This is a genomic window from Borreliella afzelii, assembly GCF_014202295.1.
GTDB classification, from domain to species: domain Bacteria; phylum Spirochaetota; class Spirochaetia; order Borreliales; family Borreliaceae; genus Borreliella; species Borreliella afzelii.
Genome location: NZ_JACHGM010000001.1, coordinates 90,550 through 116,845 on the forward strand (window position 1 = coordinate 90,550; position 26,296 = coordinate 116,845).

At 26.8% G+C, this 26,296-nt stretch carries 26 protein-coding genes and 3 tRNA genes; 22 read left to right on the forward strand and 7 right to left on the reverse strand.

The window, feature by feature from the left end; all coding sequences use genetic code 11:
- Positions 1 to 99 precede the first annotated feature (99 nt).
- The 9 genes from rpoS to HNP63_RS00415 all read left to right on the forward strand — a co-directional run bounded on the left by rpoS (position 100) and on the right by HNP63_RS00415 (position 8,955).
- The gene (gene rpoS, locus HNP63_RS00375) at positions 100 to 900 is read left to right on the forward strand and encodes an RNA polymerase sigma factor RpoS (RefSeq protein WP_183226938.1); all 801 of its coding nucleotides are present in this window, start codon (positions 100 to 102) and stop codon (positions 898 to 900) included.
- A gap of 50 nt (positions 901 to 950) precedes the next feature.
- Positions 951 to 1,832: a divergent polysaccharide deacetylase family protein gene (locus tag HNP63_RS00380; protein WP_011601214.1), complete on the forward strand. Its 882-nt coding sequence runs from the start codon at positions 951 to 953 to the stop codon at positions 1,830 to 1,832.
- The gene (gene tsaD, locus HNP63_RS00385) at positions 1,829 to 2,869 is read left to right on the forward strand and encodes a tRNA (adenosine(37)-N6)-threonylcarbamoyltransferase complex transferase subunit TsaD (protein ID WP_073999038.1); all 1,041 of its coding nucleotides are present in this window, start codon (positions 1,829 to 1,831) and stop codon (positions 2,867 to 2,869) included. Before HNP63_RS00380 ends, tsaD begins: the two co-directional genes overlap by 4 nt.
- Entirely contained in the window at positions 2,844 to 3,638 is a 795-nt protein-coding gene (locus HNP63_RS00390) for a PfkB family carbohydrate kinase (RefSeq protein WP_048830711.1), read from the forward strand. Before tsaD ends, HNP63_RS00390 begins: the two co-directional genes overlap by 26 nt.
- Before the next feature lie 177 nt (positions 3,639 to 3,815).
- Positions 3,816 to 4,907: an undecaprenyldiphospho-muramoylpentapeptide beta-N-acetylglucosaminyltransferase gene (gene murG, locus HNP63_RS00395; RefSeq protein WP_048830710.1), complete on the forward strand. Its 1,092-nt coding sequence runs from the start codon at positions 3,816 to 3,818 to the stop codon at positions 4,905 to 4,907.
- Entirely contained in the window at positions 4,904 to 5,392 is a 489-nt protein-coding gene (locus tag HNP63_RS00400; protein WP_183226940.1) for a CvpA family protein, read from the forward strand. Before murG ends, HNP63_RS00400 begins: the two co-directional genes overlap by 4 nt.
- Before the next feature lie 10 nt (positions 5,393 to 5,402).
- Entirely contained in the window at positions 5,403 to 6,449 is a 1,047-nt protein-coding gene (locus tag HNP63_RS00405) for a DNA polymerase III delta subunit-related protein (RefSeq protein WP_004789568.1), read from the forward strand.
- Complete coding sequence (locus tag HNP63_RS00410) at positions 6,446 to 7,594, forward strand: two-component system sensor histidine kinase NtrB (RefSeq protein ID WP_183226942.1); 1,149 nt, start codon at positions 6,446 to 6,448, stop codon at positions 7,592 to 7,594. The genes HNP63_RS00405 and HNP63_RS00410 overlap by 4 nt, the downstream gene beginning before the upstream one ends.
- Before the next feature lie 2 nt (positions 7,595 to 7,596).
- On the forward strand, positions 7,597 to 8,955 hold the full coding sequence (locus tag HNP63_RS00415) for a sigma-54-dependent transcriptional regulator (RefSeq protein WP_004789503.1): 1,359 nt from the start codon (positions 7,597 to 7,599) through the stop codon (positions 8,953 to 8,955).
- A gap of 246 nt (positions 8,956 to 9,201) precedes the next feature.
- Here HNP63_RS00415 and HNP63_RS00420 read toward each other — a convergent pair whose 3' ends face one another.
- Positions 9,202 to 10,089 carry a LysM peptidoglycan-binding domain-containing M23 family metallopeptidase gene (locus HNP63_RS00420; RefSeq protein ID WP_011601208.1) on the reverse strand — a complete coding sequence of 296 codons (888 nt, stop codon included), beginning with the start codon at positions 10,087 to 10,089 and terminating at the stop codon, positions 9,202 to 9,204.
- 110 nt (positions 10,090 to 10,199) lie between these two features.
- Between HNP63_RS00420 and HNP63_RS00425 the strand changes: the two genes are divergently transcribed.
- Positions 10,200 to 10,529, forward strand: a complete 330-nt coding sequence (locus HNP63_RS00425; protein ID WP_004789963.1) for a nucleoside triphosphate pyrophosphohydrolase family protein — start codon at positions 10,200 to 10,202, stop codon at positions 10,527 to 10,529.
- Positions 10,530 to 10,568: 39 nt separating this feature from the next.
- Complete coding sequence (locus HNP63_RS00430) at positions 10,569 to 11,426, forward strand: DUF368 domain-containing protein (RefSeq protein ID WP_183226944.1); 858 nt, start codon at positions 10,569 to 10,571, stop codon at positions 11,424 to 11,426.
- Between the two features lie 4 nt (positions 11,427 to 11,430).
- On the opposite strand, the gene HNP63_RS00435 is transcribed toward HNP63_RS00430, so the two are convergent.
- The 3 genes from HNP63_RS00435 to HNP63_RS00445 form a co-directional block, all read right to left on the reverse strand.
- Positions 11,431 to 11,514, reverse strand: a tRNA-Leu gene (locus HNP63_RS00435).
- A 66-nt stretch (positions 11,515 to 11,580) separates the two neighbouring features.
- Positions 11,581 to 12,240: a hypothetical protein gene (locus tag HNP63_RS00440; RefSeq protein ID WP_014486418.1), complete on the reverse strand. Its 660-nt coding sequence runs from the start codon at positions 12,238 to 12,240 to the stop codon at positions 11,581 to 11,583.
- A gap of 46 nt (positions 12,241 to 12,286) precedes the next feature.
- Complete coding sequence (locus tag HNP63_RS00445; protein WP_004789720.1) at positions 12,287 to 12,883, reverse strand: ATP-dependent Clp protease proteolytic subunit; 597 nt, start codon at positions 12,881 to 12,883, stop codon at positions 12,287 to 12,289.
- Between the two features lie 198 nt (positions 12,884 to 13,081).
- Between HNP63_RS00445 and HNP63_RS00450 the strand changes: the two genes are divergently transcribed.
- The 6 genes from HNP63_RS00450 to HNP63_RS00475 all read left to right on the forward strand — a co-directional run bounded on the left by HNP63_RS00450 (position 13,082) and on the right by HNP63_RS00475 (position 19,511).
- On the forward strand, positions 13,082 to 14,149 hold the full coding sequence (locus HNP63_RS00450; RefSeq protein ID WP_044052302.1) for an NAD(P)/FAD-dependent oxidoreductase: 1,068 nt from the start codon (positions 13,082 to 13,084) through the stop codon (positions 14,147 to 14,149).
- 190 nt (positions 14,150 to 14,339) lie between these two features.
- Positions 14,340 to 15,299, forward strand: coding sequence for a ribonuclease Z (locus HNP63_RS00455; RefSeq protein ID WP_004789535.1), 960 nt, complete (start codon positions 14,340 to 14,342; stop codon positions 15,297 to 15,299).
- A gap of 8 nt (positions 15,300 to 15,307) precedes the next feature.
- Entirely contained in the window at positions 15,308 to 16,237 is a 930-nt protein-coding gene (locus HNP63_RS00460; RefSeq protein WP_004789569.1) for an ABC transporter ATP-binding protein, read from the forward strand.
- Entirely contained in the window at positions 16,234 to 16,968 is a 735-nt protein-coding gene (locus tag HNP63_RS00465) for an ABC transporter permease (RefSeq protein ID WP_004789948.1), read from the forward strand. The genes HNP63_RS00460 and HNP63_RS00465 overlap by 4 nt, the downstream gene beginning before the upstream one ends.
- Before the next feature lie 4 nt (positions 16,969 to 16,972).
- Positions 16,973 to 18,481: a GldG family protein gene (locus tag HNP63_RS00470; protein ID WP_048830707.1), complete on the forward strand. Its 1,509-nt coding sequence runs from the start codon at positions 16,973 to 16,975 to the stop codon at positions 18,479 to 18,481.
- A gap of 16 nt (positions 18,482 to 18,497) precedes the next feature.
- Positions 18,498 to 19,511, forward strand: coding sequence for a DUF4340 domain-containing protein (locus HNP63_RS00475; RefSeq protein ID WP_011601203.1), 1,014 nt, complete (start codon positions 18,498 to 18,500; stop codon positions 19,509 to 19,511).
- Between the two features lie 234 nt (positions 19,512 to 19,745).
- Here HNP63_RS00475 and HNP63_RS00480 read toward each other — a convergent pair whose 3' ends face one another.
- Entirely contained in the window at positions 19,746 to 20,867 is a 1,122-nt protein-coding gene (locus HNP63_RS00480; protein WP_183226946.1) for a hypothetical protein, read from the reverse strand.
- A gap of 98 nt (positions 20,868 to 20,965) precedes the next feature.
- Here HNP63_RS00480 and HNP63_RS00485 point away from each other — a divergent pair, with 98 nt between their 5' ends.
- Genes HNP63_RS00485 through HNP63_RS00495 form a run of 3 tightly spaced genes read left to right on the forward strand, consistent with a single transcriptional unit; the run spans position 20,966 to position 23,271 of the window.
- On the forward strand, positions 20,966 to 21,424 hold the full coding sequence (locus HNP63_RS00485; protein WP_183226948.1) for a septum formation initiator family protein: 459 nt from the start codon (positions 20,966 to 20,968) through the stop codon (positions 21,422 to 21,424).
- A gap of 6 nt (positions 21,425 to 21,430) precedes the next feature.
- Positions 21,431 to 22,411, forward strand: coding sequence for an ABC transporter permease subunit (locus tag HNP63_RS00490; RefSeq protein WP_183226950.1), 981 nt, complete (start codon positions 21,431 to 21,433; stop codon positions 22,409 to 22,411).
- Positions 22,411 to 23,271, forward strand: coding sequence for an ABC transporter permease subunit (locus HNP63_RS00495; RefSeq protein ID WP_004789771.1), 861 nt, complete (start codon positions 22,411 to 22,413; stop codon positions 23,269 to 23,271). The genes HNP63_RS00490 and HNP63_RS00495 overlap by 1 nt, the downstream gene beginning before the upstream one ends.
- Before the next feature lie 8 nt (positions 23,272 to 23,279).
- Here the strand turns inward: HNP63_RS00495 and HNP63_RS00500 are convergent, their stop codons facing one another.
- The gene (locus HNP63_RS00500) at positions 23,280 to 23,915 is read right to left on the reverse strand and encodes an endonuclease III domain-containing protein (RefSeq protein WP_038850696.1); all 636 of its coding nucleotides are present in this window, start codon (positions 23,913 to 23,915) and stop codon (positions 23,280 to 23,282) included.
- Positions 23,916 to 24,011: 96 nt separating this feature from the next.
- Between HNP63_RS00500 and HNP63_RS00505 the strand changes: the two genes are divergently transcribed.
- A tRNA-Arg gene (locus tag HNP63_RS00505) sits at positions 24,012 to 24,085 on the forward strand.
- A 7-nt stretch (positions 24,086 to 24,092) separates the two neighbouring features.
- Positions 24,093 to 24,165: transfer RNA gene (locus HNP63_RS00510), tRNA-Pro, on the forward strand.
- 75 nt (positions 24,166 to 24,240) lie between these two features.
- On the opposite strand, the gene HNP63_RS00515 is transcribed toward HNP63_RS00510, so the two are convergent.
- The gene (locus HNP63_RS00515) at positions 24,241 to 26,232 is read right to left on the reverse strand and encodes a P83/100 family protein (RefSeq protein ID WP_183226952.1); all 1,992 of its coding nucleotides are present in this window, start codon (positions 26,230 to 26,232) and stop codon (positions 24,241 to 24,243) included.
- Positions 26,233 to 26,296: the final 64 nt, after the last annotated feature.

Genomic DNA, 26,296 nt, shown 5'->3' on the forward strand with positions numbered 1-26,296 from the left:
TAAAAATGATTTTAAACTAAATTGGCACAATTTTTGCATGAAAGTTAAGTATTAAAAACTTAGTCATAATATTCAAAAAAGGGGAGAAAAATATACTATATGAATATATTTAGCAATGAGGATTTAAACATATATTTAAAATCGGTAAGAGAACATAAACTAATTACTCACGAAGAAGAGATTCAACTTGCAGGACAAATACAAAGAGGCAACGCAAAAGCAAAAAATAAGATGATAAACGCAAATTTGCGACTTGTTTTAAAAATAATAAAAAGATATGCGGGAAAAGGGTTAAAAATTGAAGACTTAATTCAAGAGGGCAACTTAGGATTAATAAGAGCCGCTGAAAAATATGACCCAAATAAAAACACTAAATTTTCAACTTATGCATCTTTTTGGATCAAGCAATCGCTCCAAAGAGCATTAAACACTAAAACTAGATTAGTAAAAGTCCCATACAGAAAAGAAAATCTAATACTGCAAATAAACAAATATTTAACAGAAGAAGAAAAAGCGCCCAAAAAAGAAGAAATAATGAAAAGATTTAATCTATCTCCTGCCCAATATATAAAAATTATTCCTTATCTTGAAAAAGAATATTCTCTGGATAAAGAGATAGAAGGATCTGAAAATTCAACACTCTTGAATCTATATGAGGACAATTCTTTTAACCCTGAAATTACCCTTGAACAAGACTCAACTTTACAACATTTGAATTACATACTTGAAACAAAATTAACTGAAAAGGAAAGATACATAATCAAAAAAAGATACAACCTGGACAATAGCCCTAAAAAAAGCACCTTAAAAGATATTTCAACAGAACTTGGAATATCATCAGAAACTGTAAGACAAATTGAAAAAAGAGTTCTAAAAAAACTAAAAGAAGAGATAAATTAACATTGACATTCATGACATGTTCTGATCTACTTGTAAGTCAGTGGTCATGAATGTTTATATTTTATATTAAAAAAAACAAATTTATTATTGTAATTTTTATTATAATTTCTATTGTTATTGCAATAACTCAAGCATTTACAAATTTTTTCTATTTTAACATCAATTCAAAAATTGTAAATGCACAACTTAAAGATAGATTTCAAAAAATACAAAAAGACAGCTTAATAATAAAAAATAACAAAGAAAATAAAAAAGCCAAAATCAAGCCTAAGTTCTACTTAATCATTGACGACGTTGGTTATGATGAATTTATGTTAGAACAATTTATAAAACTTAATCTTGAAATAAATTATGCCATTATTCCATTTTTACCAAAATCAACGAGTTTATACAAAAAACTAAAAAATAATAACAAAACAGTAATAATACATTTTCCAATGCAATCAAAACATAGAAATGCAATAGAAAAATTTCACATAAACATAAAAGATAAAAAAGAAGAAATACACAAAAAAATTGAAAAAACATTTAAAATGTATCCTGATGCAAAAATAATGAATAACCACATGGGTAGTTTGATTACCTCAAATAAAGATTTGATGAAAATCATTTTAATAAAGCTTAAAGAGATTGACAGATATTTTTTTGACAGCGTAACTATTGCGGGGAGCATACCAGAAATAATAGGTAAAGAAATTGGAGTTAGAGTAGAAAAAAGAGACGTATTTCTCGACAGCAAAGATACAGAAGAGGCAGTGCTCAAAGAGCTTGAAAAAGCAAAAAATATTGCTAGAAAACATGGAATAGTAAAGGTAATAGGACATATTTGGTCTAAAAACACATTAAAAGTTCTCGAAAAAGAAGAACCTAATTTAAACCAAGAATTCGAATTTGACAATTTATTAAATCTTTACGAGGAAACAATCAAATGAAAGTACTTGGAATAGAAACCTCTTGTGACGACTGTTGCGTAGCTGTAGTAGAAAACGGCATTCATATTTTAAGCAATATAAAATTAAGTCAAAAAGAACATGAAAAATATTACGGCGTAGTACCTGAAATTGCCTCAAGACTTCATACTGAAGCTATTATGTCTGTTTGTATAAAAGCACTCAAAAAAGCAAATACTAAAATATCTGAAATTGACTTAATAGCTGTAACATCTAGACCCGGACTTATTGGTTCTTTAATAGTTGGATTAAACTTTGCCAAAGGTTTAGCAATTTCATTAAAAAAACCTATTATTTGCATTGACCACATCTTAGGCCATCTTTATGCCCCTTTAATGCACTCAAAAATAGAATATCCATTTATATCATTATTATTAAGCGGTGGACATACATTAATTGCTAAACAAAAAAATTTCGATGATGTCGAAATACTTGGAAGAACTCTAGATGATTCTTGTGGAGAAGCTTTTGACAAAGTAGCAAAACATTATGATATGGGGTTTCCAGGAGGTCCAAACATTGAACAAATATCTAAAAATGGAGATGAAAACACATTTAAATTTCCAGTTACTACCTTTAGAAAAAAAGAAAATTGGTATGATTTTTCATACTCTGGACTAAAAACAGCTTGCATACACCAACTCGAAAAATTCAAAAACAAAGATAATCCAACAACAAAAAATAATATAGCTGCAAGCTTTCAAAAAGCTGCCTTTGAAAATCTAATAACCCCACTAAAAAGAGCAATAAAAGATACTCAAATCAAAAAATTGGTAATAGCAGGCGGCGTTGCAAGTAACTTATACTTAAGAGAAAAAATAGATAAACTTAAAATACAAACTTACTACCCTCCTCTTGATCTTTGCACAGATAATGGAGCAATGATTGCAGGACTTGGATTTAACATGTATTTAAAATATGGAGAAAGTCCAATCGAAATTGAGGCAAACTCAAGAATAGAAAATTATAAAAACCAATATAAGGGGAAAAATAATGAAAAGAATTTTAGCAATGCATGATATTTCAAGCATAGGAAGAACATCTCTTACAATATGTATACCAGTAATCTCTTCGTTTAATATGCAAGTGTGTCCTTTTGTAACAGCTGTCCTTTCTGCTTCCACAGCTTATAAAAAATTTGAAATAGTAGATTTAACTGATCATTTGGAAAAATTTATAAATATATGGAAAGAGCAAAATGAAAATTTTGACATACTCTATACGGGATTTCTGGGAAGCGAAAAACAACAAATAACAATAGAAAAAATAATTAAATTAATAAAATTTGAAAAAATTGTAATTGACCCTGTATTTGCTGACAATGGAAAAATTTATCCTCTATTTGATAATAAAATAATTAATGGATTTAGAAAAATCATTAAATATGCAAGCATAATAACACCCAATATTACAGAGCTTGAAATGCTAAGCAAAAGCTCACAACTTAATAACAAAGATGATATCATAAAAGCAATATTAAATCTTGATACAAAAGGTGTAGTAGTTGTTACAAGCGTTGTAAAAGGAGATTTATTGGGAAACATTTGCTACAATCCTAAAACCAAAGAATACTCAGAGTTTTTTTTAGAAAAATTAGAACAAAATTTCAGTGGGACAGGAGATTTATTTACTAGCTTGCTTATAGGATATTTGGAAAAATTCGAAATAGAACAGGCCCTAGAAAAAACAACAAAAGCTATTCACTTAATAATAAAAGATTCAATCAAAGGAAATGCTTTTAAAAAAGAAGGGGTTCGGATTGAAAATTTTTTAACAAATACATTTTGAATTTAAATTTCATTAAATTCAATGTTAAAGATTAAATCGATTTTTTAGCACAAAGACAATATTTGCATTGAAATATATTATTAAAATAATTTGTATTACAATATATTATTAAAATAAAATGTACAAAAAATCTATTATAAAACAAGTGATTTATTGTTTTTATGGGTAAATAAACATATGTCAAATAAAAAAATAATATTTTTTACAGGGGGGGGGACTGGAGGCCACATATTTCCAGGAATATCTATAATACAAAAATTAAAAGAATTAGACAATGAAATTGAATTTTTTTGGATAGGCAAAAAAAATTCTATAGAAGAAAAATTAATAAAAGAACAAAATAATATCAAATTTATTTCGATTCCATGCGGAAAACTTAGGCGCTATTTTTCTTTTCAAAATTTTACTGACTTCTTTAAAGTGATATTTGGAATAATAAAAAGCTTCTACATTTTAAAAAAATACAAACCTCAGATTGTCTATGCAACTGGAGGATTTGTCTCAACTCCCACAATTATTGCATCTAGTTTGCTAAAAATAAAAAGAATAACCCATGAAATGGATCTAGATCCTGGCCTTGCAACAAAAATTAACTCTAAATTCGCAAATAAAATATACATAAGCTTTAAAGAAAGTGAAAAATACTTTAAAAACCACAAAAATATCATTCACACAGGATCTCCTATAAGAAAGGAATTTTTAACTCCAAATCCCAAAATCATCAAGCAATTAACTCAAAACACTAACAAACCAATTGTTAGCATACTTGGGGGATCTCTTGGCGCCAATGCTTTAAACAACCTTGCGCTCTGTATTAAAAAGGATGCTGAAATCTACTTTATCCATCAATCGGGGAAAAACTTAAATGATCTAAGAGAAGACAATTATATAAGAAGACAATTTTTTAACGCAGAAGAAATGGCAAGTATAGTTAAATTTTCCAATATAATAATAAGCAGAGCTGGAGCTGGAGCAATAAAGGAATTTGCAAATGCTTGCACATGTGCAATTTTGATTCCATTTAAAAAGGGCTCCAGGGGAGATCAAATTAAAAATGCAAAACTACTAAAAACCCAGAATGCTTGCATTTATATAGATGAAGATGAAATTTTAAATGCAAATATTTTGAAAATTATAAAAGAAACTTTAAAAGATAAAGAAAAAATCAACACTCTTAAAGCAAATATTAAAAAATTCAATAATAAGAATTCTTCAGCTTTAATAGCCCAATTACTAATAAAAGATATTAAGGAGACAAAATCTAAATGATAACAAGCGATCCTGTAAAAATAACCGGAATAGTAGACATACTAATAATAATAATTTTCACATCTTTAGGATTTAGAGGATTTTTAAGAGGATTTATTAAAGAAATTAGCGGATTTGCTGAGGTTTTTGTTTTAATATTACTGCTTTATAAAAAAACTGAGGAGTTTAGAAGACTGGTTGAACCTATTATTGAACTATCCTATATTCAAGCACTACTTGTATTTTTTCTAGTCATACATATAGGATTTTTAATACTACAAGCCTTAATAGAATCAATAATAAGCCAACTTAAATTATTGTTCTTTAATAGAATACTGGGGTTAGTACTTGGTCTACTTGAGGCTTTTGGAATAATTGCAATTGTGGTCTACATAATACAATCACAACAAATATTTAAGCCTGAATATTTCCTAAAAGAAAGCAAGCTTCTTGATTATTTAAACCCTGGAATAAACTATCTCTTTAAAATCTCAAAAACAAAGTAAGGAGGCAATAATGACAATACTTCCAAAGATTGCCAAAGATATAATAAACGCATATGATCAAAAAATATTGCCAAATGCAATTCTTTTACTAGGAGAAAAGTTTTCATCAAAAAAGATCAGCGCAATTGAGCTTGCAAAAAAAATATTAAACGAAAAAAATTTAACAAACCCCAATTTGCTCATTTTCTCGAATCTGGATACAATAGAAGCAAAAGCACATCTTTCTGCAGATTCATATAAGATAGCAAACAAATACTTAGAATATATTAAAACTGTAATTTTTACCAAATGTTATTTCAGTAATGAAAAAAATTTAAAAAAAATAGAGAAAAATATCAACTACATTAATTCTGTTTATTATAAAAAAGAATATAATATAAACATAAAAAATGAGCTTATAAAAAATATAGAAAATATAAACAAAGAACTAAATCATAGTATTAATGTTCATGATGTAAAAAAAATTCAAACTTGGATTTTTTCTGAAAAAGAAAAATCAAAGGTAATCTACATAAACGAAATTGAAAATTTATCATTTAATGTACACAACTCACTTTTAAAAATATTAGAAGAGCCTCCTTCAAATATTTACTTTATCTTAGCAGCAAGAAATAAAAACAAAATACCTAAAACAATACTTTCAAGACTTAGAATCTACAATTTCACAAAACCAGAAAAAAAGTTAGGAATTCAAAGGTTCAAAGAAAGCTTTCTAATAGATAAAGATATAACAATTGAGGAATATTTCGCTTCATTTTACAAAGAAGAAAGCAAAAAAATAAAAAAAGAATTGACAAAAATTTTAAATATAATAAAAGAAAAAAAATCCATATTTAATCTTGAAGAAATCGACTTTATAAAAGATGATCAAAGTTTTAAAATATTTTTAAACGAACTTTCAATTAACATTAGAAAAGATTTTTTAGAAAACAAGATAAATATTAATCAATATCTCAAATACACAGAACATTTGAAAAATATTTACAGATATCGCCCTTATAATCAAAATAAAAAATTAATAATAGAAAACTTAATGCTAAATTACGAAGAGATATGAATAATTTTTTCAAAAAAGCTCTAACAAAACTAAACAAATTATCTAATGAACAAAAAACTAAATTTATTGAACAAATTTACAAAAAAATAGAAATATATGACGGAATATTTGCTTCAATTAATGAAGGAATCATTGTGCTTGACAAACAAAACAACATAATTTATTCAAACAAGATGTTATACCAAATTTTAGCTTTAACATCTAAATCAAAAATAGAGATTCTTGATGATATTCAAATTCCAATCTTAATAAATTTAATAAAAGAACTAGTTAGAACAGAAGATAAAATAATAGGATTAGAAGTTCCAATCTCAAATAACATATACATTAAAATTTCATTTATGCCTTATGTAAAAGAAAAAAAACTTGAAGGCAACATTATTTTAATTGAAGACATTAAAGAGAAAAAAAAGAAAGAGGAATTGTTTAGAAGAGTTGAGGCTTTAGCATCTTTTACAAGACATGCAAGAAATATTGCTCATGAAATCAAAAACCCACTTGGAGCAATCGATATAAATTTACAACTGCTAAAAAAGGAAATTAAAAAACAAAAAATAAAAAATGATAAAGCTGAAAATTATTTCAAAGTAATAAAAGAAGAAATAAACAGAGTAGATAAAATAGTAACAGAATTTCTATTAACTGTAAGACCAATAAAAATCAACCTACAAGAAAAAGACATTAAACAAGTAATAAACAGTGTATGTGAATTATTAAATCCAGAATTAGAAAACAAAAACATAAAACTATTGCTTAATTTAAACAAAATAAGCAATATCCTTATTGATGAGAAACTATTAAAACAAGTTATTATAAACATCATTAAAAACGCAGGAGAAGCACTGCTTGAAATAAAAAAAGAAATAAAAAAAATAGAAATTTTTCTTTTCGAAAAAGACAATAAAATATATATCAACATAAAAGATAATGGAAACGGAATAAAAGATGAAGTAAAAGAAGAAATATTTAAACCTCAATTTAGCACAAAAGAAAAAGGCAGTGGAATAGGCCTTACTATTTCTTATAAAATAATAAAAGAGCTTGGGGGTGAAATTTTTGTGGAAAGCAAAGAAGGCAAAGGTACTATTTTTACAATTACGCTTCCCAAACTAAATAAAAAAAATATTTTAATTGAAGGGTATTAAAAATGAGCAAAATACTTGTAGCTGATGATGAAAAGAATATTAGAGAAGGAATTGCTACTTATCTTGAAGATGAGGGATATTTTGTTTTCACTGCTAGCGACGGAGAAGAAGCTCTTGAAACAATTGAAAATGAAAATATTGATGTAATAATATCTGACCTGAGAATGCCTCAAATATCTGGAGAAAAATTGCTCAAAATAGTTAAAGAAAAAAACTTAGAAATACCTTTTATTATTTTAACGGCCCATGGAACAGTTGATTCTGCTGTAGATGCCATGAGAGAAGGTGCTTATGATTTTTTAACAAAACCCCTAGACCTTGAAAGACTCTTACTAATAATAAAAAGATCCTTAAATAAAAAAGAAAGTAACGATGATGAAAATGCCAATTTGGAAAATATTCTCATAAGAAAAGATTTAAAATACTATGAAAAAATCATGGGAAAATCACTATTAATGCAAAAAATTTTTGAACTTGTAATAAAAATAGCAAAATCAAATGCATCTGTTCTTATAACAGGCGAAAGTGGTGTTGGCAAAGAAATAATAGCCGATGCTATTTTTGATCTTTCAAATAGAAATGATAAACCATTTATAAAAGTAAATTGCGCTGCACTTTCTGAAAGCATACTTGAAAGCGAACTTTTTGGCCATGAAAAAGGAGCATTCACTGGCGCAATTTCTCAAAAAAAAGGTAGATTTGAACTTGCAAATAAAGGTACAATTTTTCTTGATGAGATAGCAGAAATTTCGCCTGAAATTCAAGTTAAACTTTTAAGAGTGTTACAAAACAAAACCTTTGAACGTGTTGGAGGAGAAACCACAATTAAAGTTGACATTAGACTTCTGGCTGCAACAAACAAAAATATTGAGGAGGAAATTAAAAAAGAAAAATTTAGAGAAGATTTATTTTATAGATTAAATATCATTAATATAAACATACCGCCTTTAAGAGAGAGAAAGGATGATATATCCCATTTAACAAACATACTAATAAGAGATGTCGCAAAGGAAAACAATAGAAAAGAAAAAACTCTTTCTAATGATGCAATGAAAGCTCTCTATTATTACGATTGGCCAGGAAATATTAGAGAATTAAAAAATGTACTTGAAAGCGCATTAATATTATCAAAAGGCAAGCAAATCACTAAAGAAGATTTGCCAGCAAAAATCAAGAACAATGAAAATCTTATATTTAAAATAACACTACCAATAGGAATTAGTCTAAAAGAGGCTGAAAAAGAAATAATCAAACAAACGCTTTTTCATTCCAAAAATAACAAAAGCAAATGCGCTGAAATATTAAAAATAGGAAGAAAAACTTTACATAATAAAATAATCGAATATCACATTGATCAATAAGATTTACTTTAAATTATTAATTTATAATCAATACAAAAAAATAATATGGCTTTAAATTAAATGTATAATTTTGAAACCAAAAAATTTTTTAACGTCAATAATTATATTAAAATGAAACACTTTCTTTCAAAACTATGGTTCAAAAGTGTAAAAATATTTTTATCAAACAATTAATTATACATTATTATTTATTAATAATCAATACAATTTAATAATATTATATTTAACTGACTGTAACACTCAGCTTTACTTTAAAAGCTTTAAAGGGTTAATAGGAATATTTTTTTTTAATATTTCAAAGTGCAAATGAGGCCCTGTTGAACGCCCAGTTTGTCCTACCCTTCCAAGAAATTCACCTGATTTAATAAAATCCCCTATCTTTACAGAATATGAATTTAAATGCCCATAAAGAGATTTGATATTATTTTTGTGGCCAACTACAACAAAATTACCATAAAGGTCATTGTATCCAGCTTCAATAACTATTCCAGAAGAAGAAGAATATACTTCCGTATTCATTGGAGCTGCAAGATCTATTCCCGTATGAAAACTTTTATTACCAGTAAAAGGATCATTTCTAAATCCAAAATCAGAACTAACAATAAATTTTTTTAAAGGAAAAATAAAGTTGGCATTTAAAAAAAAAAGTAACTCTGTACCTGAAAAAAGTCCAAAATCTGGATTTTTGGCAAAATCAAAAAAATAAAACTCATAAACTCTGTCATTTCTTTTAATTTTTACTTTTTCAGCTTTAGTGAGATCCCTTGTTGCTAAAAGCAAATTATTAAACCTATAATCTTTACTATCAAAAACAAAAACTCCTTTTTTACTAGGAATAAGAATCTCTTGCCCAACACTCACAAAAGGAGAATCTAATAAATTAACGGTAGCAATGCCAGACTGCCATCCATTTATTTTATTGGCAATTTTAAAAAAAGTATCCCCTTTTTTAACTTTATATAAGTAAAAAAACAAAGGAATATGCTGTTTTTTATTATATTTTAAAACTTTAATTTTAAGATCAGAAAAAATAGGATCTTTTCTTGAAAAATTTTTTATTTCTGGATAAGAAAAAACACAAATTATTTTTAAAAAAAAGAAAATTGCTTTAAATAACAAAAAAAATTTACTCATACTTCAAATTCTTTCACGCTTAATCAATCAAATATAATAAAAAACATAAAAAAAATAAATCGTGTTTAGACTTGTAAATAATAACAAACTGTAATAAACTGTCTCTCAACATGGAACTAAATGAATACCAAGAAAAAGCAAAAAAAACTGCTAAGTACAAAAATAAAAAAGAAGAATTAATTTTAACAACACTTGGTCTTGCTGGTGAAACTGGAGAAGTTGTTGAAAAAATAAAAAAATTAGGAAGAGACAAAAATTACATCATTGACGATGAGTATTTAATATCAATTAAAAAAGAGCTTGGGGACGTTTTATGGTACTTATCAACTTTAAGCAATAATTTAGGCATTACGCTTGAAGATGTAGCCCTTACAAATTTAAAAAAAATACAAAAGCGACATGAAAATGGAACAATAAATGGTGAGGGTGATGACAGATGAAGCATTTAAATTGAAAACAATTAAAATCTAAAAATAGAAATGCTTAATATTTATATCAAGGGAATTTTACTTGGAATTGCAAACATAATCCCAGGAGTTTCTGGGGGAACGCTGGCTTTAATATTAAAAATTTATTACAAAATAATAAATTCTATTTCAGAAATCTTAAAACTCACAGAAATTAAAAAAAATTTAATGTTTTTAACTATTTTGGCAACAGGAATGTTAACCTCAATATTATTAACTGCAAAAATATTTAAAACCTATGCCTTTGACAATGGAATAATAGAAGCATTATTAATAGTATTTTTCATAGGATTAACATTTGGGAATATGCTAACACTAAAAACAGAAATACCTATAAAAGAAATCAATAGTAATACAAAAATATTGAAGCATTTGTTATTTTTCATCGGTATGGCCATTATTGTCCTTTTCTTAATAATCAAAGAATCTAATATACAATTGCAAAGTACAATACCTAAAGACAAAAACTCAATAAAATATTACTTATTATTAATATCCTCTGGAACAATAAGCGGAGCATCAATGATCTTGCCCGGAATCTCGGGATCTGGAATGCTTTTACTACTTGGTTTTTATAAAGAAATAATACTCATTATATCCAAATTTAACATTGTTCTTATTACAATCTTTACAATAGCTGTAACAATAGGAATAATTACATCAATATTAATAATAAAAAAAATAATAGATAATCACTTAAATAATTTTATTTATTTATCAAAAGGCCTAATTTTTGGATCAATTCTACAAATGATATTAATCATTTTAAAATTAAATTTTAAAATCAGCTTTACATCTTTTACATCTTTAACAACATTATTTATATTGGGATTACTTATAAATAAAAAAATAGTTGAGAAATGTAAATAAAAAATACCGAAGACCGGACTTGAACCGGTACGGAGCTTCCTCCTCAGGATTTTAAGTCCTGTGTGTCTACCACTTCCACCACTTCGGCATAGAATAATATAATAAATAATAATAATTACGATGTCAAGTTAAACAAGAATACAAATCTAAAAACTCAGCTGATAACTATTTTTTGAGGAAAATTCTCAATAACATAATGACTATGCAAATAATCTGCAATTACAAACATAAATGAATATAAAGAAACTCTAGCAAAAAAATTAGAAAAAACTCTAAAATCAATTTTATTTGCTAACATCGAAATATTGTTTGAATCATTTATTAAGCTAAAAAATCCATTTTTGATTAACAAATCAAAAATAATAAATTCAGATTCATCTAAAATAAACATTAATTTATCTATTTGAGCTTTTAAATATAAAATTTGCTCACTAATTTGCAAACTAGTAGGATTTTTAATAAAATCATTGCTTAAATTATAAATAACAATACCATAATGATTGCCCTTAAAATTAAAATCAACAAGCAATCCTAATTTCAAGTCGTCATAATCTTGTATTACGCTTAAAACTTTAATATTTATTTTGCGCTTAGAAAGAATGCTGACAGAAAGTCCTTTCCCTTGATCAATAAAATAAGCATTCTTGAAAGTTCCAAATAAAACTCTATTATTGATTAAATCAAGAACATTTTTATTCTCAAGGTTTTTAATAATTATTAAATCAAAACTTTGATTGAGAATATTATAAGCAGAATCTAATAATTCTTGAGAAGAATTATTAGATAAATTAAAATTTGCAACCTTAAGCTCCAAAACACTAAAATTTATATCTACAAAATTACAAGAAAAAAATAAAACACTAAGCAGAAATAAACTCTTCAAGTTGATACTTTGTTTCAACAACTTCAAATACAAGTCCATATTTTTTTGCAGCACTACTGTCTAACCAAAAATCCCTATCGGTATCCTTTTCTATTTTAGAAATATTTTGACCTGTTTCTTTTGAAATAATATTATTAAGTTCTTTTTTAAGTTTATTTAACTCATTAGCATAAATCTCAATGTCTGTGGCAACTCCTTTAAACCCACTCAAAGGTTGGTGCAATAAATACCTGGCAAAAGGCAGTGAAAATCTATTTTCTAATTTTGCAGCCAAAAAAATTAAAGCGGCAGCGCTAGCAACAAGCCCTACTCCAACTGTAAAAACTTTAGGCTTAACAAAACGAATCATATTGAAAATAGCAAATCCAGCATCAATATCGCCCCCTTCTGAATCAATGTACACAAATATAGGCTTTTTAAAATCTAAGGACTCTAACAATAATATTTTTTCCTGAAAAAGTCGAGAAACATCCTTAGTAATCTCACCAGCAATCACTATTGATCTACTCTTTAAAATTAATTCCAATGATTTATCATGCGAAACACAAATCTTATCATCTTCTTTACCAGTCATAAAACATCCCTTATACAAAAACATAATGATATATTATAATTAAAAATAAAAGGTTTTTAAATGATAAGAAAACATAAAAACTAAACAATTGTACTTAATTCTAAAAAGCACAAGACTAATAAATCTTTAATTAAACTTCATTATAGTCAAAAAATACTCTAAATTTATAAATAAGCAAAATCTAAAAAGGAGTTTATAATGCATTATGAATTTGCAGTTATTGGGGGAGGAATAGCGGGAAGCACCGTCACTTACGAACTGCTTAAAAGAAATAAAAAAGTAATTCTTTTTGATGATGAAGACACAAAAGCAACAATAATAGCTGGGGGACTTATTAATCCTATTATGGGTAGAAAAATGAACATTGCTTGGAAAGAATCACATATTTTTGAATTTGCAAAAAACTACTATCAAGAAATTGAAAAAACCATTAAATCCAACTTTTTTATAGAAAAAAATATCTTTAGGCCCTTTACTACTGAAAACCAAAAAAATGAACTGATTGCCAAACTTGAAAATGATAAAAACATGACAAACTTTATTTTGAAAATAAAAGATGGAAAAATTTATAATTTCTCAAACGACTCTAACGGCGGAATGCTAATAAAAGGCGCTAGGATTAATACAAAAATCTATATAAAAAATATTAAAAAATACTTAATCAAAAAAAATTCATACATAAAAAAAAATATCGACGAAAATAAAATTAAACTTGGAGAAAGTTTTTTTAAAATAGAAAATTTCAAATTTGAAAAATTAATATTTGCAAAAGGATATAAAGAGAAACTCAAAGGATTTTTTTCTTATCTTCCATTTGAGCCTGCAAAAGGCGAAATCATTATATTAGAATGCAAAAAATTAAATTTTAAAGAAGTTTACAATAGACACGCATCTTTAATTCACTTAAAAGGTAATAAATTTTACCTTGGGGGCACTTACGAATGGAACACTTGGAATACACTTACAAATGAATGGGCAAAATTAGAATTATTGAAAAAATTTAAAAAAATAACAAATCTAAACTGCAAAGTCATTGATCAAAAAGCACATATAAGGCCTTCTACTCTTGACAGAGAACCTTTTTTAGGAGAACACCCCCAGCATAAAAATATTTTCATATTAAATGGTTTTGGAACAAGGGGTATATCAATGGCACCATACTTATGTAATTTATTAGTTAACAATATTGAAAAAATTGACAAAATTCCAAATCATTATAATATCAAAAGATATGCAAAATATTATAATATTTTGCATCATTCTTAAAATCAAAATTTTTAAATCCATACTTACAAGCTATTCCATCTCTTAATATTTCTAAATTCATGAAAAAATAATATAATGTTTAAGTTAAGCTAAAATAATTCTTATCCAAAGAGAAAATAAAAGTGAAGCAAGATTTGACAAAACAATTAAAATTAATTAATACTTTCAAAACAAACCGGGAGAATAATCTTTGGGATTCAATATTAACATTATAGGAACTGGGGGAACAAGGCCACTCCATAACAGATATTTGTCATCCGTACTAATCGAATACAATGGAGACAATTTTTTATTCGATTGTGGAGAAGGAACTCAAATGTCTTTAAGAAAACAAAAAATATCTTGGCAAAAAATAAAAATGATTTGTATTACGCACTTACATGCTGATCACATTACAGGACTACTTGGAATAGTAATGCTAATGTCACAAAGTGGAGAAACAAGAAAAGATCCATTAATAATTGCTGGACCTGTTGGAATAAAAAACTATACAAAAAATAACATAGACATGCTTAAAATATATACAAACTATGAAATAATTTATAAAGAAATAATCATAGATAAAACCGAAAAAATAATATATGAAGATAAAACAAAAAAAATTGAATATACCAGACTAAAACATTCAATAGAATGTGTTGGATATTTATTCATAGAAAAAGATAAACCTGGTAAATTCAATACAGAAAAAGCAGAAGAGTTAAATATCCCTAAAGGACCTATTAGAAAAACCCTGCAAGATGGAAAAGAAATATTAATAAACGGAAAAATTATAAAGCCATCAGAAATACTTGGAAAATCTAAAAAAGGATTAAAAGTTGCTTACATTACAGATACTGGTTATTTTAAAGAACTCATACAGCAAATCAAAAACTTCAACCTTGTAATAATTGAGAGCACATTTAAAAATGAGCTTAAAAAGGAAGCAGATAAAAAACTTCACTTAACAGCTGGTGGAGCCGCAAATATTGTCAAGCAAGCAAAGGTTTTACAAACGGGACTTATTCATTTTAGCGAAAGATATACATTAAGAAAAGATCTTGAAAACTTACTAAAGGAGGCAAAATTGGAATATCCGGACGGAGAAATTTTTTTAACAAAAGATGGAATGAGACTTGAAGCAAACAAAAATAACTTTATTATTAAATAGGAGGGTATATGATAAATGTAGAAAAAGTTACTAAAATGTATGGTTCATTTACAGCGCTATTTAATGTTAGCTTTAAAGTTGAAGAAGGCGAAGTGCTTGGCATACTTGGTCCAAACGGAGCGGGAAAGTCAACATTAATCAAAATCTTAACATCATTTCATTATCCAAACAAAGGTAATGTAAAAATTTTTGGAAAAGACATTGTAGAGCATTCAAAAGAAATACTACAACAAATAGGATATGTTCCTGAAAAACTAGCTCTTTATCCAGAACTTTCTGTTAAAGAATATTTAAAGTTTATATCAGAAATAAAGGGTGTTAAAAAATTTAAAAAAGAAATTGATAAGGTAATAACCATATTTAAATTAAAAGAAGTTGAAGATAAGCTAATTTCTCAACTTTCAAAAGGATTTAAACAAAGAGTAGGAATAGCTGGTGCTTTAATAAATAGTCCTAAACTTGTAATACTCGATGAACCAACAAATGGTCTTGATCCAAATCAAATAATTGAATTTAAAGAATTCTTAAAAGAACTAGCAAAAGAAAGTACAATATTATTCTCTTCACACATACTAAGTGAAGTAGAATCTATTTGTAAAAGAATAATTATTGTCAACAACGGAATAATTGTTGCTGATGACACAAAAGAAAATATTATTAAAAATAAGCTTAAAGAGATTGAAATAGAATTAATAGTTTTAAAAAAATCTGAAAATGAAAAAAAATTTTTCAACAGTAAAAATGATATTTTTACATTAATGCAACTTGAAGAACAAGAGAAAGACTTAAAAATTTCATTAAAACTATCTCAAGGCAAAACAGAAGAAGATCTTTTTAACTACATAGTAAAAAATAATATAATCTTAAAAGCAATGATCCCAAAACATGAAAGCCTTGAAAAGATATTTAGCAAATTAACTAAGGAGAGAGAAAAATGAAAATAGATTTAAAGCAATCTTTATCGCTTTCTAAAAAAGAACTAAAAATACTATTTGGAACTCCAACTGCATACGTTGTAATGCTATTTTTTTTAATATTCATAAACTTTTCATTTATTTTTTTATCAGGATTTTTTATTAAAGACAATGCATCTCTTACCTCTTATTTCTCTTCAATGCCTATTATTTTGATGTTAGTGTTGCCAGCACTTAGTATGGGAGTGTTCTCAGAAGAACATAAAACAGGAAGCATTGAACTTCTTTATGCTCTACCAATAAGCCCCCAAGAGATAGTCTTAGGCAAATTTATTACGCTCAAAATATTTACCTTAATATTATTCTCACTTACCTTGCCTCTTACAATAATGACAATTTTCATGGGCGAATTTGATCTTGGAATAATATTGCTTCAATATCTAGGGATAATTCTTTATTCTCTCTCTGTGCTAAGCATGGGAACATTTATTTCCTCTATTACAAAAAGTCAAATAGTCTCATATATTCTAACCGTATTTATACTAATATTAATACTATTTTCTGGAAAATTGGTTATGATCTTTGGAAAAGAAAATATAATAGGAGAAATGCTTAATTTTATTTCAATAACTAATCACTTTGGCTATTTTAATATGGGTGTACTAAACTCATCAGACTTTATTTATTTTATTACATTCACAATCACATTTTTAATACTAAGCACATACAGCATAACACTAAAAAAATGGAGATAAACTTATGAAAAGCAAAGAAAATGAAGTTTTAAACCTAACCTTAAACCTTACAATAATATTTTTAATTTTTTGCAATATATCTATTTTCATTTTTAAAATAGACTTTACAAAACACAAAGCTTTTACAATATCTCAAGTTACAAAAAATTTGTTTTCAAGTGCAAATGAAACAATATATATAACCTATTACAATTCAGGAAGCCTTGAAAACTATTTTGCTTTTCCAAATCAAATAAAAAATTTTTTAATAAGTTTTTCTGATGCTTCAAAAGGAAAGGTAATTTATAAAGAAGTTGATGCTGATAAAATTTCAACGCCATTAGAGCACATTGGCATTCCTTCTCAACAAATCGACTTAAGAGATATTAATCAACTCTCAATACTAAAAATATACTCAGGAATTGAAATTATTTACGAGGGAAAAAGAGAAATAATACCGGTTGTAACAGAAATTAGCAATTTGGAATATGACCTTGCAAATGGACTTGACAAGTTAATAAACAATACAAAAAAAGTTTTAGGACTTGCTTTTGGGGACAGCACTTTAAAAGAAGCGCACAAAAACTTTTCCGAAATAATGAGAAAAGCATTTGGTATTGAAATAAAAGAAATAGATTTAAAAATTGAAAAATTAGAAGACATAAGAAAAGAAATAAATGGATTATTCATTATTGGTGCTAAAGAAATTGATGAAGAGATTGTAAAAAAAATTGACGATTTTATTGTTAATGATGGGAAAATATTTGTTGCAACAAGCACAATTGACTACAATCCCCAAAATCCATATGGCATAGCTCCTATTAAATCCAAACTATTTGATCTATTTGAAAGTTATGGCATAAAATACAACGATAATATTATTCTTGATAAAAGAGCACCTACAATCTTTTTAGGTGGCGATTTCCAAACTTACTATCCATGGATTTTAATAGACAAAAGTAATATTGTAAAAAAAGACATACCATTACTAAAAAATTTTTATGCTGCTACAATTCCTTGGAGCAGCTCATTAGAACTTGTAAAAAAAGATGAAACGGAAGTAAAATTTTTGCCTCTATTTGCAAGCTCCAAACAATCTTGGCAAGTAAAAGAACCCAATCTTTCAAACATATCTTTGAATGCATTTGAAGTTCCAAATAACTTTGAAGAGAATAAACTCAAAATGCTAGGATATGCAATTGAAGGAAAAATTAAAAGTCCTTATAAAGAACAATATTCTAAAAATTCTAAAATAATCCTAACAGGATCAAGCATGATATTTAGTGATTATATGTACAACGGATCTCCATCAAACTTTGAACTGTCAGGAAGAATTTCAGATTATTTAATGCAAAAGGAAGAATTTTTTAATATTAAATCCAGAGAAGTACGGGCTAAATTAAAATTTACAAGCTCTTCAAACGAAATGGCCAATGCAAAATTTTCATTAATAATTGTTAACTTAATTATTCTTCCAACAATAATATTAATATTTGGACTTGTTAGATTTACCAGAAAAAGAAAAGCAAATTAAGATTAAAGGAGTGTTTATGACAAAACCAAAAATATTCTCAATCACTAAAGAAAAAATAAAAATATTTTTAATAATAGTGCTAACATCTACATTCTTATTGGGAATAATTTTTTCAAATGAAAACAAAGTAGCAAGGATCCTGGAAGAAAAATTTTTCGATTTTGACTTAAATTTAATTTCTAAAATTGAAACAGAATTTGAAGGAACACTAACAAAACTTGACAAAGATTGGGTGCTAACATACAACAAACAAAATATTCCCGTTGATAATAAAAAAGTCAATTCTCTAATCAAAGCATTAGACGAACTTCAAAAAAATAAACTTGTAAGTAGAGATCAAAAAAAACACAAAGAACTGGGAATTGAGGAAAACCCAAGCTTTAAATTATTTGACAACAACAACAAACTGTTAACAGAAATTTTTGTTGGAAAACCAGGAGAAGGCGATTCAAGATTAGCATACATTAAAGGTAGTGACGAAAATGTTTACTTAACAAAAAATATTTTCTTATCGTATAAAGGAAATTCTTATAATACATTTTCAGATACTGCATTATTTCAAGAAAAAAACACAAAATTAGAAAATTTATCATTTAAAATGATAAGAAAATTAAACAAAGAAAATGAAAATAATATAAATAATGACTATGAGATTACCACTAAAGATGGCCTTTATTTTTTAAATAACCAAAAAATAACAAAAGAAAGGCCTTTAAATATTATTGCCGAATTTAAAGCTGATGGACTTGAAATTGATAAATCTAAAATAGATGACTACAGACTTCAATACAAGATTGAAGTCAAGTGGAGCAATAAAAGTGTTAACAATATTGAAGTTTACTTTAATAAAAACGAAGAAAATGACAAAGACATATTAATCAAAAAAGATAAAGACGAATATTACTATATGACTAGCAAATGGACTTTTTTTGATGTATTTAACTTAGAAAAAAAATTAATAGAAAAAGATAACATTTCTAGTAATGATAATCAAGAAGATCACCATGAGCATAACAATAACACAGATTAATCTTACTATGTATTAAAAAAATAAAAAGAAAAACGTATAAAAATAAATATAATCAAAATGTAGGCGTACTACTGACAACATTTTATCTTTTGATAAAATGTTGTCTTGCTTTACTGATAAGTTTTTTGTTTAAGTTAATATTAATTTTAATTTAAACAAAAAATCGTCCAGCTACCAAAAAATAATTTAAAAATTTTTATAAAAAATAAAATAAAAGGCTAAAAAATAGATTCTTTAACCTTTAGTAAGTAAAAATTTAACTTTTTTTAAAACTTCATACTCTTGTTTAATTTTAAAAATATTTCTATTAGGATTTAGCTCAAGCTCACTTTCTACCCTATCAATAAAATTTATTAATGCAGTTTTTTCATCGTTATTTAGCACAACATTGCTTAAAGATTCTTCAGCATTAAATTTATTCACAACCTTCTCAACATCATTGAAATTAATATTAGAAGAAGAATGATCCTCAGTTATATTTTGAGAATTGGGTTTTTCACAATTATCAATGCCATTACTTTGGTCCTGATCTGCTCTACCTCTCAAATTATTCTCTCCATTATTAGAAAAAGAATCCTCACTAACTTGAGAATTTAAGTCCTCTTTTAAAATGTTTTCAAAGTCATCAAATTCTTTTAACTCAAGAAATTCACCAGAATTCTTAAGAATCGTAGAATTAACATTGTTCTCAAGCTCAATGTTTCCATTCTCATCAATTAATTCTAAATGTTGTTTATTATCTACAACACTCTCTAATTTTTTATTATGATCGTTATTATTATTTAACTCCAGATTTTCTACGCACACATTATCATTACTAACATCAATACCTTCTTCTTTGGCAAAGCTATTAAAATTATCAGCCACATGCAAATTACTAGTTAGATTTAAATCTTTATCTCTATTAAATTTAACATCGTGCTGAGATCCTTCACTTTCTTTTGATACATAATTGATACCTTCAAGCAGTGCATCTAATTCTTCTTGACCAATAGAAATATTAGGCAAATTGTCTTCTTTTTTAGAAAATGAATCGTCAATCTCATGGGACTTTTTTTCAAAATCTTTCGAGCCAGAAGTAATAAAATCTCTTTGAACAAGCTTAGGCCCATTATCAAGCATTTCTTTTTCAACTCTCTCAACACGAAGCTCAACATCCTTTAAACAATTGATCAACTCACCATGTCTTTCTTTTAATATATTATCGAGTTTTAATAGCTTTTCATCTAAAAAAAATTTAAGATTATCTGTGGTTGTAGAAACAATATCAACAGACTCATTTCTTAAAAAGACCTTTTCCATATCAAAATCAACTTCCTTAGGACCTTCTTTGATAAAAAAAATACTTTTCTTCATGTCAAACTTGCTCTCCAAAACTACTCAATATAGCTACGATCTAAATCAACTTTAACTACTTGTAAATATAGTATATTAAGAATATAATTACAAGCTGTATGACTATTTATAAAAAAATTGCAATGTCTTTTTACTCAGGAATACTAAGCTACTTTATAATAGCTCCCATATTTGGAGAGAGAGGGTTTGTTAATTATCAAAAATTGGATAACAACTTAACATTAATAAAAAATCACATCGAAAAACTAAAAAAAAATCAAAAAGAATTAAAAGCAAGATATATTAATTTACAAGTATCTAAATCTGAAATTCTAAAAGAAGGCAATAAATTGGGCTACTACCCAAAAAACTCAACAGTAATAAAAACTAACAATAATAAAGATCAATACAACCAAGGACAAATATTAACCCTACAAAAACCCCTTTCCAAGAATCAAAATTTTTATTTTATATCGATAACAATAGGTTTGATTTATTATTTTTTATCAAGTTGCATTACCCAAACCAAAAAAAATTCAAAAAGTAATAAACTTGCTTCCAATAATTCTAAGGATTAATTTTTATTGAACATATTTATTTTTAAAAATATAATATATTTATTAATTAATTTAATTTGTGCATCATTTTTTTGCGTATCGTTAGTAAATTTTTTTTCAAATGAACAGCAGTATACCCCTTTTGTTAAAACAAATATCCTAAAAGGATACTTGCAATACATTGGAATATACAAAAGTATTGAAAGCTATACCTTAGTACATGACTTTAACCCTAAATCAAAATTAGAAAAAAATTGCTTTTTAAAGCATATAGCTGGCAATTCATATATAATATACAAAACAAAAAATGAAGGAATACTATGGGGTGATTATAGATACTCTCTACTAAATAAAGGCCAACCAACCATTAAAATAATTTTTAAAAAATTATTCAATACTTTAAAAATCTCAATTCCAGGCGCTATACTCTCTTATATTGCAGCAATAGTACTTATTATAATTTGGAAAATTTACATAAAAAACAACCTAATAAATAATTTTCTAGAATATTTAATGCTATTACTCCACTCCATGCCAAGAAATTTAACAGTATTTTTAATATTGTCTTTAATATATTATTTAAATTTAAATCCAAAAAATTTAATAATGGGTGGATTCGCATGGTTTTTTTCATTCTTTATATTTAATTCTGTAATTTTTAAACAATCTCTTGATAAAACTTTATCAGAATTTTACATAAAAGCTGCAAAATCAAGAGGAATAAATAAATTACAAATAATACTAAAACATGCATTAATTCCATCAATAACACCATTACTTACGAACATGAGACCTATTCTTACAACTGCTTTTTTTGGAGCATCAATGATTGAATCAATATTTGAAATTGATGGAATTGGAGCCTTATATTTAAATGCTTTAAAATTCAACGATTATGCTATTTCCAAAGATTTAATTTTTATTGGCGTTTTCATCATGCTTATTCCAAATATAATAACAGACATACTAATTTACAAAATCAACCCATATAGGGACACACTAAGCTAATGAATCTAAATGTAATAATAAAAAAAATTTATATTATACTCTTCAATGTATTTATTGTATTATTACTCATTACCCCAGCACTGGTTAATGAAAATTCAAAAATTGCAATCTACAAAAAAGATCCAAATAAAGTTTATTTAAAATCTATCAAAAACATACCTATGCCACCCACAAAAGACAATCCACTAGGAATCGATAAAATGGGCAGAGATATTATGGCAAGATTAATAATTGCAACCAGAAATTCTATTCTACTTTCACTAAGCTATGCAACAATCTCTGCAGTAATTGGAATCTTCATTGGAACAATAATTGGCATGTTTAGATTTGAAATTTGCATGCTAATTTCAAAACCAATCGAAGCATTGCAAACGTTACCCTTTTTTTATGTTGTCTCTCTAGTTTTTTACTACTTTTTAAAACAAAAAACTTACAATATGCTTCAAACAGCAACACTATTGGCATTGATTCATGGATGGATTAGGTTTGCCTTTATTGCAAGAAACAATACATTGATAATAAAAAATTTAGATTATATTAAAGCCAGTGAAGCCATGGGTGCAAGCAAAATTAGAATAATATTGCGTCACATTTTTCCAGAAGTATTCTCATCAATATCGTCCATAATCCCATTACAAATGGCAAGAAGTCTTACTACTTTTGAAGTAGTAAGTTTTTTACAAAAACAAGATAAAAATTTATATCCTAGCCTTGGAGAACTACTAAACTATATGGAAATGGGTAATAAATATCTGTGGATATGGATCAATCCTCTATTCATATTAATAGGTATAAACATAATACTAGCAATAATAAATTTGCAGCTGAGAAAAAAAATGAAACATTTAATATCATCTTAACTAAAAAATTAACAAACCCTTGGTGCAAATTTTTCTAAAAAACAATTAACACAACTTACATTTCTAGAGGTGCAAATTTCTCTTCCATGCTTATTGATAGCCATAGAAAATCTATACTGCTTGCAAGGCTTTATTCTTCTTTTGAGATCCAGCTCAATCTTAATAGGAGAATTTTCTAAAGAAAGAGCATGCCTTGTAATAACTCTACTAAAATGAGTATCTACAATAATTGCAGGCTTATTATAAACAGATCCAAGAATAACATTTGCTGTTTTCCTACCTACTCCGGGTAGCTTAACAAGATCAAAAATATTGTTTGGAATAACACCATTAAATTTTTCCAAAATATCAATAGAACAATTTATAATATTTTTAGCTTTCCTTGAATAAAAACCAGTCTTATAAATTAATTTCTCAACATCTCTCACATTTGCTCTTGATAAACTTTCAAAATTGCCATACCTTTCAAAAAGATACGGAGAAATTTTATTTACCAAATTATCTGTTGTTCTTGCACTTAAAATCACCATTATTAAAAGCTCATAATTATTTTTATAATTTAAAAAAGGCTTAACATCGGGATATCTAAATAAAGTTTCATCAACAATCAAATCAAGATTAATCATAAAAAAATTATAAAACATTATAAACATAAAACAAAAAATACACAAAGTAAAGGCAGCTGGACTTTATTGACAAGAATTTTCCAAAATGATATACTCATCATTAGCATTTAAAATGCACCAATAGCTCAATTGGATAGAGCAACAGACTTCTAATCTGTAGGTTTTAGGTTCGAGTCCTAATTGGTGCGATTCATTCGGGATGTGGCCTAGTGGCTAAGGCACCTGCTTTGGGAGCAGGGGATCGTGAGTTCGAATCCCACCATCCCGAAAAAATATTTAAGAAGCTAAAAACAAAGTTTTTAGCTTCTTACGAATTTACACAAGTTCAAATCAAACTGAAAAATTATTTAACTTTCTTTAAAGTATTTACATCTAAAGTAACTAAGCTTTTAAATTCATCTTGCAGATAAATAAAATTCTTTCTCACAGCAAAGCTAGTAAAAGGCAAAATTTTATTTTCTGACAGAATAAATTTATCTAAATTTTTAGGAGAAAATTTAGCCAATCTCCAAGCATTACTATCGTCCTTAACAGCTACTAAAATCATTCTAGAGTCAACATAAAGAGATGAATTTTTATTAATCTCAAAATTAGACTCTGATATCACTTTTAAATTCTCGAGTTTATCAAGTATCTGAAGCTTAGCTTTTCCTGAATCTATTTTAATAACAACCAAATCTTTTTCACGTTCATAAATTCCATATCGCTGAATACCTTGTTGAGCACTTTCTTTAAGTCTAACACCGGTATTCAAATCAATAAGTTGAAGCGTTCCTAAATTTGTAATCGGATCGATAACCTCTAAAAAGACAGGATTACTGGAATCTATAGACAAATCAATCAAATCTTCATTTAACGAAGTAGGTTGACTTTCAACTTGGGGTTTAGTTTTTTGCAAATCAACATCTTTGTTATCTACACTCTCTTTCGAATCAATGTCGCTATAAGAAGGCTCATCTAACGGGGATAATTTACTAACCTCATTGTTGTTAGACTTGGAAATTTTATCTACTTTATCAGCCTCAGAAACAGGCTCTAATTTTTTTTTACTATCTAATTCTTTATCCTCTTCTTCGCCTTCAATTTTTTCTTTACTAGAAGCTTTAGAATTTAATTCTTGCTTAAGATCTAATGCTTTATGATCTTTATTTTTTAAAAGTTCTTCATCATTTTTTTTGATTTCAATTTGCTTTTCTATTTCTCTTTTTTGATTTTCATCACTAGCTTCTTTAAGCTGCTCTTGCAAATCTTCTAGACTCTCTTTTATCTGCAACTGCTTATCAACCTTAGGAGAACTTACATCACCAGGCTTTGGTAAATTCTTTTCCTTATTAGTCTCGTTAATATTCTCTTGAAGCTTCTCTCTAACAGTATCCCTTTGAATATCTAGATTATCTTCAGCAAAATCTAATTTTTGTTGAGCTTTATCAAGATCAATTGCCTTTTTATCTAATTCTTCCTTTTGTTTCTTTTTAGCATCAACCTGACTTTCAATCTCTTTTTTATGCTCTTCATCTGTAGCTTTTTCAAGCTGATCCCTTAAATTCTCAATAGTTTCTGTTATATTGGAATCACTTTCATGAACATTATCTAATTCAATATCAATTTTATCTTGATCTGCTTTATGAGTTTCGCCTTGAATGTCTGTAATATCTCTTGCAAAGTTAACACCTGATTCATTCTCACTTAAAAGAGCTGCCACCACCTTATCTGTAACCAAACTATCAATATCAATGTCAGACTCAACATTTCCAGATAAAATATTCTTTTTAAGAGGAATAAATATTTGTGTCTTCCCAGCCCATTGACTGTACACCCTAGAAAGACCTGCATTTTCTTTAGTCAAAGACTTCAAAGAAGCCTCAATATAAAACTCTTTGTAATAATCTAAATCTCCTCTATAAACAGCATTATATATTGTAATAGCTTTAGCAATTAATTCCGCACTAGACCTCTCATAATCAAAAGACTTCATTAAATACCCTGTAAGAATTCTTCTTAGATTTAATATACTATCAAGCTCTGACTTACTACCAATAGAAAAAATATCAACACTTGCTTTTTTATCTTGATCGTCAATAAATCTATTAACAAAATATTTACCATAATAACTTGAATTACTATTGGAATTGATCAACGGCCTTGCTAAAAACTCCCCAATACCTACTATTTGTTCATATGTATTTGTAGAATCATAAGGACCCTTGTAATTAACAAATTCAAGATCCATATTAACAAAGTCCTTTAATTTTTCCTTATCAACTTCCCTTGCATTAAGAGGAAATCCATTTAAAAAAACAAGAAAAAAACTAAAGATTAGTAACATTTTTTTCATAAAAGAAATTCTCCTATAAATTCAATTATAATCTACCTTACCAACTAAATTCTAATTTAAACCT

Excerpts from the sequence above, each read along its gene's own strand:
- rpoS (WP_183226938.1), top strand. The coding sequence starts at position 100 with ATGAATATATTTAGCAATGAGGATTTAAACATATATTTAAAATCGGTA.
- HNP63_RS00380 (WP_011601214.1), top strand. The coding sequence starts at position 951 with ATGTTTATATTTTATATTAAAAAAAACAAATTTATTATTGTAATTTTT.
- tsaD (WP_073999038.1), top strand. The coding sequence starts at position 1,829 with ATGAAAGTACTTGGAATAGAAACCTCTTGTGACGACTGTTGCGTAGCT.
- HNP63_RS00390 (WP_048830711.1), top strand. The coding sequence starts at position 2,844 with ATGAAAAGAATTTTAGCAATGCATGATATTTCAAGCATAGGAAGAACA.
- murG (WP_048830710.1), top strand. The coding sequence starts at position 3,816 with ATGTCAAATAAAAAAATAATATTTTTTACAGGGGGGGGGACTGGAGGC.
- HNP63_RS00400 (WP_183226940.1), top strand. The coding sequence starts at position 4,904 with ATGATAACAAGCGATCCTGTAAAAATAACCGGAATAGTAGACATACTA.
- HNP63_RS00405 (WP_004789568.1), top strand. The coding sequence starts at position 5,403 with ATGACAATACTTCCAAAGATTGCCAAAGATATAATAAACGCATATGAT.
- HNP63_RS00410 (WP_183226942.1), top strand. The coding sequence starts at position 6,446 with ATGAATAATTTTTTCAAAAAAGCTCTAACAAAACTAAACAAATTATCT.
- HNP63_RS00415 (WP_004789503.1), top strand. The coding sequence starts at position 7,597 with ATGAGCAAAATACTTGTAGCTGATGATGAAAAGAATATTAGAGAAGGA.
- HNP63_RS00420 (WP_011601208.1), bottom strand. The coding sequence starts at position 10,089 with ATGAGTAAATTTTTTTTGTTATTTAAAGCAATTTTCTTTTTTTTAAAA.
- HNP63_RS00425 (WP_004789963.1), top strand. The coding sequence starts at position 10,200 with ATGGAACTAAATGAATACCAAGAAAAAGCAAAAAAAACTGCTAAGTAC.
- HNP63_RS00430 (WP_183226944.1), top strand. The coding sequence starts at position 10,569 with ATGCTTAATATTTATATCAAGGGAATTTTACTTGGAATTGCAAACATA.
- HNP63_RS00445 (WP_004789720.1), bottom strand. The coding sequence starts at position 12,883 with ATGACTGGTAAAGAAGATGATAAGATTTGTGTTTCGCATGATAAATCA.
- HNP63_RS00450 (WP_044052302.1), top strand. The coding sequence starts at position 13,082 with ATGCATTATGAATTTGCAGTTATTGGGGGAGGAATAGCGGGAAGCACC.
- HNP63_RS00460 (WP_004789569.1), top strand. The coding sequence starts at position 15,308 with ATGATAAATGTAGAAAAAGTTACTAAAATGTATGGTTCATTTACAGCG.
- HNP63_RS00465 (WP_004789948.1), top strand. The coding sequence starts at position 16,234 with ATGAAAATAGATTTAAAGCAATCTTTATCGCTTTCTAAAAAAGAACTA.
- HNP63_RS00470 (WP_048830707.1), top strand. The coding sequence starts at position 16,973 with ATGAAAAGCAAAGAAAATGAAGTTTTAAACCTAACCTTAAACCTTACA.
- HNP63_RS00475 (WP_011601203.1), top strand. The coding sequence starts at position 18,498 with ATGACAAAACCAAAAATATTCTCAATCACTAAAGAAAAAATAAAAATA.
- HNP63_RS00480 (WP_183226946.1), bottom strand. The coding sequence starts at position 20,867 with ATGAAGAAAAGTATTTTTTTTATCAAAGAAGGTCCTAAGGAAGTTGAT.
- HNP63_RS00485 (WP_183226948.1), top strand. The coding sequence starts at position 20,966 with ATGACTATTTATAAAAAAATTGCAATGTCTTTTTACTCAGGAATACTA.
- HNP63_RS00495 (WP_004789771.1), top strand. The coding sequence starts at position 22,411 with ATGAATCTAAATGTAATAATAAAAAAAATTTATATTATACTCTTCAAT.
- HNP63_RS00500 (WP_038850696.1), bottom strand. The coding sequence starts at position 23,915 with ATGTTTTATAATTTTTTTATGATTAATCTTGATTTGATTGTTGATGAA.
- HNP63_RS00515 (WP_183226952.1), bottom strand. The coding sequence starts at position 26,232 with ATGAAAAAAATGTTACTAATCTTTAGTTTTTTTCTTGTTTTTTTAAAT.